General features: G+C 42.6%; 9 protein-coding genes. 4 read left to right on the top strand and 5 right to left on the bottom strand.

Features of this window, described 5'->3' with window-relative positions; all coding sequences use genetic code 11:
- A partial coding sequence (locus AC1U9U_RS13820; protein WP_479961138.1) for a hypothetical protein occupies window positions 1-220 on the top strand: 220 nt, incomplete at its 5' end.
- A gap of 498 nt (window positions 221-718) precedes the next feature.
- On the opposite strand, the gene AC1U9U_RS13815 is transcribed toward AC1U9U_RS13820, so the two are convergent.
- The 3 genes from AC1U9U_RS13815 to AC1U9U_RS13805 form a co-directional block, all read right to left on the bottom strand.
- A complete protein-coding gene (locus tag AC1U9U_RS13815; protein WP_479961137.1) occupies window positions 719-1,951 on the bottom strand; it encodes an MFS transporter in 1,233 nt (410 codons plus the stop codon).
- 270 nt (window positions 1,952-2,221) lie between these two features.
- Window positions 2,222-2,887, bottom strand: coding sequence for a heme exporter protein CcmB (locus AC1U9U_RS13810; RefSeq protein WP_479961136.1), 666 nt, complete (start codon window positions 2,885-2,887; stop codon window positions 2,222-2,224).
- On the bottom strand, window positions 2,884-3,576 hold the full coding sequence (locus AC1U9U_RS13805; protein WP_479961135.1) for an ABC transporter ATP-binding protein: 693 nt from the start codon (window positions 3,574-3,576) through the stop codon (window positions 2,884-2,886). The genes AC1U9U_RS13810 and AC1U9U_RS13805 overlap by 4 nt, the downstream gene beginning before the upstream one ends.
- 761 nt (window positions 3,577-4,337) lie before the next feature.
- Between AC1U9U_RS13805 and AC1U9U_RS13800 the strand changes: the two genes are divergently transcribed.
- On the top strand, window positions 4,338-5,783 hold the full coding sequence (locus AC1U9U_RS13800) for an L-lactate permease (protein WP_479961134.1): 1,446 nt from the start codon (window positions 4,338-4,340) through the stop codon (window positions 5,781-5,783).
- A 251-nt stretch (window positions 5,784-6,034) separates the two neighbouring features.
- Here the strand turns inward: AC1U9U_RS13800 and rsiV are convergent, their stop codons facing one another.
- The gene (gene rsiV / locus AC1U9U_RS13795) at window positions 6,035-6,922 is read right to left on the bottom strand and encodes an anti-sigma-V factor RsiV (RefSeq protein WP_479961133.1); all 888 of its coding nucleotides are present in this window, start codon (window positions 6,920-6,922) and stop codon (window positions 6,035-6,037) included.
- The gene (locus AC1U9U_RS13790) at window positions 6,915-7,433 is read right to left on the bottom strand and encodes an RNA polymerase sigma factor (protein WP_479961132.1); all 519 of its coding nucleotides are present in this window, start codon (window positions 7,431-7,433) and stop codon (window positions 6,915-6,917) included. The genes rsiV and AC1U9U_RS13790 overlap by 8 nt, the downstream gene beginning before the upstream one ends.
- A gap of 141 nt (window positions 7,434-7,574) precedes the next feature.
- On the opposite strand from AC1U9U_RS13790, the gene AC1U9U_RS13785 reads away from it, so the two are divergent.
- Window positions 7,575-8,054, top strand: a complete 480-nt coding sequence (locus AC1U9U_RS13785) for an RNA polymerase sigma factor (protein WP_479961131.1) — start codon at window positions 7,575-7,577, stop codon at window positions 8,052-8,054.
- Window positions 8,051-9,136 (top strand): LolA family protein (locus tag AC1U9U_RS13780; RefSeq protein ID WP_479961130.1); only part of this gene is annotated, 1,086 nt, incomplete at its 3' end. The genes AC1U9U_RS13785 and AC1U9U_RS13780, both read left to right, overlap by 4 nt.

Raw genomic sequence — 9,136 nt, 5'->3', positions numbered from 1 at the left:
TTCTTGCATTCCCACATCTTTACCAAGTCAGTTTTTACTCGTTACATTTTTAAAGCCTTCGAGGCCGGTAACTAATGCTGCATCTTTAGCCGGCGCCTTTCTCAAGGCATCATCTGCCGCCAAAACCGGAGCGACACTACTTGACAGCATGAAAACGGTCGCAAGCGCTAATGCACAAGCCTTTTCTGTAAACCTTTTCATTTATGCACCCCTTTCTTAATTGATAAACGGACCAGGTATCCCACAATTAATTCTGTTTATTCCTCCTTTCTGGGCGGCATCAAAATGATTGATACCACTTTCACTAATAATGTTACAAAATACTACCGAAGTCGTAAAGTTTCAAATAATTGCATACTTCCTGGATATGCGACATGAATTTATTAGAAATAACTCCCCCCCGATATTTTCCAATATTTTTAAACACAAAAATACCCCTTTACTTGGTGCTCTATTCCATACAGATTTTAAATATTCGCTATAACAGCAAATAATTGTTGTAGCAAGATTCGCCTCGTTTCTCTCCCCCAGTCCCTTTGATCGTCCTTCAATGGAATTGACCAGTTCTTAGGGGCCTTTGTTGTCTTAGTGGCTTTGAGTGCTATAGGTCTGATTAACGAAATCATATAACGAGTTAAAGTAACGCAAATCACTAAGGCTTGGGTCCTCCCGTAATATGGAGAACCCAAGCCTTTAAAGAAAGTATCTATAATAGTAATTAATTTGTCCTCTCGGACGATGGCGCTCCGGCCTCAACCAAGGCCTTGCTACCTATAAGGAAAAAGCTTTCCAGAAACATCAATACACCTGTACCAATCAGCAGTATTTCGATTTTAACAATATCCGCTAAAGGTCCAAAGACGAGCATTCCCAAGGGCATCATGGTGCTGGAAATCATAGACAGAACTCCGAACACACGCCCGAGAAAATCCGGCTCAACCTTCTCCTGCAAGAGTACTGTAGCAGGCGTATTAAAAATAGGCATAGCAATCCCTACAAAAGCCATGAAAACAAGGTAAATCCAAAAGTTTGGGACCAGCCCTAGGGCAACGGTACAAGCACCAAAGAGAAGGGTTCCCAAAGTCATGGAATGAATCCGATTTTTAAAACCTCCCCAAACAGCCATTAGAATTCCACCCAACATCATGCCAACGGAAAAAGTCATTTCAATAACTGTCAGACGCCATACATCACTGCCAAAGGTCCGTGTCACTTGTAACGGCGTCAAAAAGGCAGCCGGTGCGGCTAAAAGCATGAATACGGCACAGAATAGGAAGAATTTTTTGAGGAAGGCATGCTCTTTAATATACTTGAGCCCTTTACCTAGATCTTCAAAATAGCTTATGGATTGTTTTTCCTGAGCCTTCCGATGGGCCGGCACGTGCAAAAACAGCAATAAGACCGAAACGGCCAGCGCTGCGGTAATGACATCGATCAGGAAGATCATTTCAATGGTCGTCACAGTAAATAGTGCACCACTAAGCATTGGTGACACCATCATTACCGCTGATTGAATACTTGTATTGGTCGCATTTACTTTGGTCAGCTTATCCCCAGGTACCAGTTGTGGAATGAAGGCCCCTACAGCGGGCATCTGGACAGCCGCTCCGAAGGCGCGGATGGCTGACATGACAAAAAGGAGCCACAACATATTGTATCCCGCAAAAAATAAAATAGCTAGGATCAGTGTTGAGATGGCGATCAGGGAGTCGGATAATATTATCAGCTTTTTCCGATCATAGCGGTCCGCCCATACCCCGGCAAAAGGTGAGAGGAAAAAAGTTGGCAAAAAGCCGCAGATAATCGAGATGGTCATCATTATACCTGATTGGGTTTCTAAGGTGATATACCACATAATAGCAAATTGCACTAAGGATGACCCAAACAAGGATATAGTCTGACTTGATAGGAACAAAATGATATTCTTCTTCCACTCTTGCTTATTATCCAAATAATCCGCTCCAATTCGATGATTATATTTGCTTATTTAATATTCTTGGATAGATTCCGTCATTCATTATACTGCATGAAATTCACGAGGTACATACTCCCCTCTCACCTTTGGGCTATTGATACAGCTTGTCCCAAAATCCCAAGCGCTTGGGATTTTGGGACAAGCTAGCTGCTATTAATGTAAAGTGAGGCTGTTCAGTGCAACAGCCCCTATCTTCTTATGGTTCCCGTAAAGTCAATTCAAAACTTTCTTCTCTCCATTCCGAGTTTACTCTATATAGTTTGCATCAAAGCCTATGTAGGAAACAACTAAAAAGAATGCATCATATAGAAAAAGAAAAAGCATTTGCCTCCAAAGATCCAGCAGACCGGCTCCCTTGGCAATATCAACCGTCATACTGAGACCTATGAAAAGGGCTGGTAAGAATAAGGGAAGTGAGACAACATTGGACAATAACTCCCTTCCACTACTTTTCAGCGAAAACAAGGAGACCAATAAACCAACAGCTACAAAGCCCACTGTTGCTAGAAGCGCAGGAACAAGAATCTGGATCATAGATAAAGGGAGGTTAAAAAACAGAATAATAAAAGGAAAGGTGATAAGCTCTACTATGATGACTAATAGAACATTGTAAATAAATTTACCTAAAAATATAACTCTTGGGGAAATTGGACATAAAAACAAGGCATCCCAACAGCCTGCTTCATCTTCCATAGCCAGAGATCTATTAAGAGTCTGAAAGAGTAGATAGACGAGAATCAACCAAAGAGTTAGGGTAGCCATTTCGGGTTTAGAGCTGGGGATCTTCGCCGAAACAAGACTCGCCAGAAAAATCAAAGTGAAAGATAAAGAGATGAGGGAAGTAAACAACTTCTTTTTCCCTGCTTCAATCTGAAGGTCTTTGTAAGCTAGTGCTAAGGCTTGTCTGATCATTGCCCCACCTTCCATCTATAGAAATCTTTAAAGGTCTTTATATTATCTTGCCATCTATCATCAAATACGATGGTACCTTGATTAAAGATGATAATCCTTTGTCCTTCTTGAATCTCAGTATTAAAATCATGGGTAGCAGTCACAACCGTCTTATCCCCCACTGAATCTAGAAAGCTGTGCAGATATTCGGAGGATTCCAAGTCAAGCCCGGAGTAGGGTTCATCAAGGAACAATAGCTGGGGTTTATGGAGTAAAGCCTTGACGATCAGAAGCCGCTGTCTCATCCCTTTTGATAGCTGTGAGATTTTACTGTCTAGCTTCATGGTCAAATTAAACTGAGCCAGCAGCCAATTGATTCTTTCCTCAAGCTCCGGCTTATCAATTCCGTACATTTTGCCATAAAACTCAAGGTTTTGTTTTATGGTCAAAGACTCATACATATGGCCTGACTGAGGAGCAAAACCTACCCTTCCCAATATTTTTGTTCTCATGGACGGTGGGTACCCCATAATCTTTATATTTCCGGACGAGGGAGTGATCAGGCAGGACAGAATTTTTAAGAAAGTGGTCTTCCCTGCCCCGTTAGGGCCAAATACCAGAATTTTCTCACCTTGACTTACTTTAAGCGTGATATTCTTCAACGCGAAACCTGTATCAAATTCTTTACTTACATTCTCCAGAAGTATCATATCAACCCTCCATAAGTTCGATTGAATATAGGATAAACTCCGCAAGATGCCTATCTCCCTGAACCTACACTTTCCGTTATGATGTACCTAGTGCTTGCCTATAATCCGCTATCATTTTCTCCTTGCCGATTTTTCCGGCCGTTGATCTTCATCCTTTGCTATTAAGAATTTTACAATATTTAGTCATTCTTATTATTATACCATCCCCTCGGGACAAATCCTTTAATAATTTATAAACCTTTAAATAAGAAAACTCCACAAAAGCTAATTCCTTGCAGATTCTACATGGTATGGGGCATCACTAAAAGCGTATAATTAAAAACTGGGATGCAGCAACATCCCAGCTGTACAACCTGCCGCGACAAGCGGCAACCAAAGGTTATAGCAAATAGCTCCTGCTAAGGATGGGCTACTTGCTCTTTTGCGTTCCTTTAAGTATTAATACTATAAGAGTAGCTTGTACACTGCGATTATACCACAATCTCCTATTAATTTTACCATTAATTATTGATATCTTGTCGTTACCCGATTATATTGCTAGAGAATCGAACCCTCCCGAAAGAGTTCGGCTCTCTTTTATTTTAACTTTTGCTTACAAGTTTTAGGAAGACTTATAGCATTGCTTTGAAAACCGGGCAAAAATCCCAGGTCGATGGGGACCCCGTTGACAAACACCAGCAGTTTTTGATAATATAATTTATCTTTTTTATCATTAATTGTCGGATGTAAAGCTAGACTTCCTAAACAACGAGGTGTATAAAGTGGATTTTGTCGTTGCCTTATCACCTATCTTGGTAATCTTATCCATTCTATTCTTTCTGCGTCAGACCTCCTTACGGGCAGGACTATATACATATATCTACACTATTTTATTAATCTTCATATTTCCCCGCTTTCGGCTAGCTGGGGAGGAAGCTCTTTGGGCAACTTGGCATGGATTTCTTATCGCTTTAATTGTAGCCTACGTGCTCTTTTTTGGTATTCTCCTTTTTAATCTGTTGAATAGTGTGGGAGCAATTAAAGATATTGCTTCTAGTATAGCTAAAGCCACTGATGACCGTATTTTACAAGTTCTGATCTTGGTGGCAGGACTATCTCCGCTTATCGAATCCACCAGTGGTTTTGGTGTTGCAGTTATGATGGTTACCCCAATTTTTATTGCTTTAGGATATCCGGTGTTTAAAGCCATTTTATTGGGACTAATAAGTCTGATGGCCATTCCTTGGGGGGCAATGAGCATAGGGACGATAATTGGTGCGGAACTGGGCGGAGTTGACCTACAAGGATTAGGACTGGGAACGGCCTTTTTAAGTGTGTTGCCGGTTACTTATTTTATCTTTGGGGCAATTTTTGTCGCCGGTGGCTGGGAAGCGGTAAAGAAAAAATGGCAAGAGGGTATTCTATTTTCCCTTAGCTTTGTGGGATTTCTGCTCTTATTTAATGCCTTAGGGGCTGTGGAATTAGCCGGAGTCTTAAGTGCTTTGTTAACTATGGGAGTAGGTTTTTTGCTTATAAAAAACAAGTCTTTTGCCGGACGCTCCCTTTTACGCGTTTTCAGTCCCTATATTTTGTTGACCGTTATGGTCTTAACGACTCGGTTATTTACTCCGCTTAAGAAATTCTTAGAGACTCATCTGGTTATCCAAGTCCCCAGGTTTTCTTACTCCTTGGCTTTGCTTTATTCCCCGGGGTTTTGGCTGTTCATCACGTGTGTCTGTACAGTTTTTATCTTCGGCATCAAAAGAGATACGCTTTGGCAAGCCCTTCGAAGTACAATTAAACAATGGATTCCTTTTGCAGTTTCAACCACTGCTTTTATCAGTATTTCCGAAGTCATGTCTGCTGCAGGAATGGTAACAGAGGTTGCCGGCACATTGGGTAACTTGTTTGGAACCGGATTTTTACTGATCTCTCCGGTGATCGGGGGATTGGGAGGTTTTCTCACGGGAAGCAATGCCAGTTCCAATGCGATGTTCATAAAGCTACAAACGCAAACTGCTATGCAAGTAGGAATATCCCCAGAATTAGCCGGTATTGTCCAAAATACCAGTTCCTCTCACTCCACTATGGCCAGTCCTGCAAGGGTTGCTTTGGGAGCATCGCTATATGGAATTGGTGAGCAAGAAAATACACTGCTGCGGTGGATGCTCTTTTTTGCCGGGGGAGCAGTCGGATTGGTTATTCTGTCGTTAGCGCTTTGGTTATAAAGGGATGCGTCAACATCCCGGCTGTACAACCAGCCGCGGCGAGCGGCAATGCAGAGCAAGAAGCTCCCAATGGGAATGGGGTGGGCTACTTGCTCTTTTGCTTTCCGTTGATTATTAGTACAACTAAAGTCGCGAATGCCACGGCAAACATCAATGCTTATTAACCATTTTGTCATTACCGGACTAAACAGCAGGAGAGCCGAAACTCAACGATGAGTCCGGCTCTCTTCTTTTGTACCATTACTTTTGCTTTACTTTACATATTCATTACTAACCAGCAAGTCAGCTATGACTTCGGTGGGAATTACAAATTCCTGAACTCCCATATAGCCCGGGCCTACTTCGTATTTATCAAAGGAAATGACCAGTTTGTAATCAGGACTAATATAGAAGCTCTGTTCCGGGGATATTTGTTTAAAGGGTTCAAACAACATTTCCTGATCAGGTCTTTCCACCCAATAGAATAAGTTCGGATCAGCATCCATTTTGGCATTCATTTCCTTAACAATATACTCACTGATCACCTGGACGTATTGATCATCTTTAAACAGGCTTGGCAGAGTGATGAGGACTTGTTCCACTTTATCGATAGTATCATACTTGAATACTGTCGAAGAAGAACCCACCGTATTCACTACATAGCGCCCGATTGCTAACAGTCTGTCATTATCTGTCTTGACAACATAACCGCTATTCACACCAAGATGCCCGTCCCCCAGCTTCTTCAATTCTTCAGCCTCAACCATAAACTGTTCATAGAGCTTTTGATTTTCTTCCAGATACTTTTGGTTTAAGGCTGCACCTAGTCCGGACTCTTCAAGGCCACTGATAGCGGGAACCTCAATATTGGCACTACGCATCCCATCGTTAAACTTATAATCTCTGAAAGTGAGGACTTGAACCAAATTCTTCATTCCCGGTACATCGGCAAGAACACTGGCCATGCTGGGGCTGATATTAATTCCCCCAACGAAAATCATAACCCCGGCAGCTACGGCTGCCAGCCGATGTAAAAGCATGTGGTTCCGGTTCTTTTTCTTACCTGCGGCGATAGATTCATGCACTGCTTGATCTAGTTCCTCCGGAATCGAGACATTAATATATTCCTCTTTTAAGTTATTTAAATCCTTGTTATCCATGTTCAACCTCCTGTAGGGGCTCTGTCATCTGTAAACGGAGTTTTTTTAGTGTTCCGTAGAGCCGGGATTTTGTGGTATTCACATTTTCCTTTAAAATATAAGCAACTTCTTCAATCTTGAGATCTTCATAGTACCTAAGTACAATTCTCGTTCGCTCCGTGGGGGACAATTCTTCAATTGCCTTGGCTAAGTCCAAATCGGGATACTCATCAACCCCCGAGGCGGAATCGCTATAGGAATTGAGGGTCTCTTGATCAACTACAATTACCCGCTTTTGCTTGCGCAAAAAATCCAAGGCAGTGTTAACGACAATGCGATAAACCCAAGTTTTCATGCTCTGGGAATCTTTCAATAGGCCTACGGAAGAAATCGCTTTAACCATGGACTCTTGGACAATGTCCAAAGCGTCCTCCGGATTTTTAACATAGCTGTAAGCTAGCCGATAAATAAGCTCTTGATTGGATAGCAGGTAGCTTTCCAACTCACAAGTTAGCTTTTGCTTAAACACCATTTCTGACTCCTTTGAAGTGCACTTCATTCTAAAAAGGATATCCTTCTTACACTATATAGACGCTGAGCAAAGGAAAAAAGTTTTAAATTTACGTGATGTTTTCCTCTTTTAACCGTTTAAGTTAGTGAGGGAGGTGAAAATGTGGAGATCTGGTATCGGGAAACGGTAACCAAGCTATACCGTTTCATTTACTCCCAAGTACAAAACCGTGAAGAGTCAGAAGACATCACCCAAGAGACCTATTTGCGCTGTCTAGGGCAACGGCGAGAAGACCTGCCCCCCTATGCCTATCTTAAACAAGTTGCCCGGAATCTCATTATAGATCGTTATCGACACCAACGCTTAGCCCCAGATCACCTTGAGGAGGTCATTCCTCAAGAGTCCCCATCGCCGGAAGAAGAGTGGTTGGATCAAGCTGCCGTCCAAGAGCTAATGAGTCAGCTTCCATCTGACTACCGGCAAATATTGGAGCTCCGCATTATGCAAGGCTATTCACGCAAAGAAACCGCCATCCGGATAGGTCGCAGTGAAAGTGCCGTTCGCGGACTACAATATAGAGCCTTGCAAGCCTTACGGGCTTTGATCCGCGACAACAAAGAGAAAGGAGGAGACTTGTTATGAAAAGAAATCCCCAAGAGCCCCCTATTTCTAATGAGGAAGTACTGGATAATTATATTAATGAACTTAACCAAGGACACACGCCTGAACAAAATACAAATACCGAAGTTAGTGAGTTTCAAGCTATAGCGCAGATGATTAAAAATCAAAGCCCGCAAGCGGAACCCAGTGAGGAATTCATTACCGGTCTCTGGCGTAAACTTGAACCAAAAACACAAGACAACCAACATCATTTGAATCAAATATCTTCAGATACCCGTTCCCGGTCCTCATTAAGCAAGAAATTCATCCCCTGGGCCGGCTTGGTGGCGAGCCTGCTTGTTTTCTTGCTCCTGTTTTCTCCTTGGTCCGGCCCCGAGCAAAAAATTGTTTTAGCCATGGAAAAATCCGTCAACAAGCTGGAAAACTACCACGGCATCCTCGAAAAGGTTAGCACTAATGCCGCCGGCGAGAGTCAAGTTTTAACCCGCACAGAAATTTGGTCGGAGGGTGAAAAATACGCAACTAAAACCAAGGATGGAATTCTGACAGTGAACAATGGGGAAACCCGTTGGCTGGCAAACCCTCTTACTAAGGAAATCACCCTTCTCCCCATCTACCTTGATCCCCATGATTTTGATCTTCGCCAAGAAGCTGCCAAAGCCTTACTCTATCCACACCAAATAATCGGGGAAGAGACTGTCGCGGGACGGGCTGCAACCCATCTGGAAATTCAGCCCCCCGGCGGACTTCCCTATTCTCTCTGGATCGATCGGGAAACTCATCTACCCATTCAACTTCAAACGGCTATGCAAAAATCCCTGCAAACAACCTACATCTATGTAAGTCTTGAACCAAATACCACCTTACCCGAAAAATTCTTCGCCTATAATCCTCCCCAAGATTATAAGATTATCGATAAAAACCCGGACCTACTTGTGACCGGTTTAGATGAAGCCCTTAAGGTAAGCGGTATTTCCCCTCGCCAACCTGCCGAAACACCAAAGCGAATTTTTGCTTCCACTAATCGCCTTGTATTCGACTTTGGTGATACCGTTGTAATTCAAGAAAAAGCTACTTCTTCCTTTATACTTGATCCTTTAGCC

The sequence above is a fragment of the Desulfitobacterium sp. genome (assembly GCF_982384815.1).
Note: the sequence above shows the minus strand (reverse complement) of the source record. Positions and strands in the feature narration are given on the sequence as shown.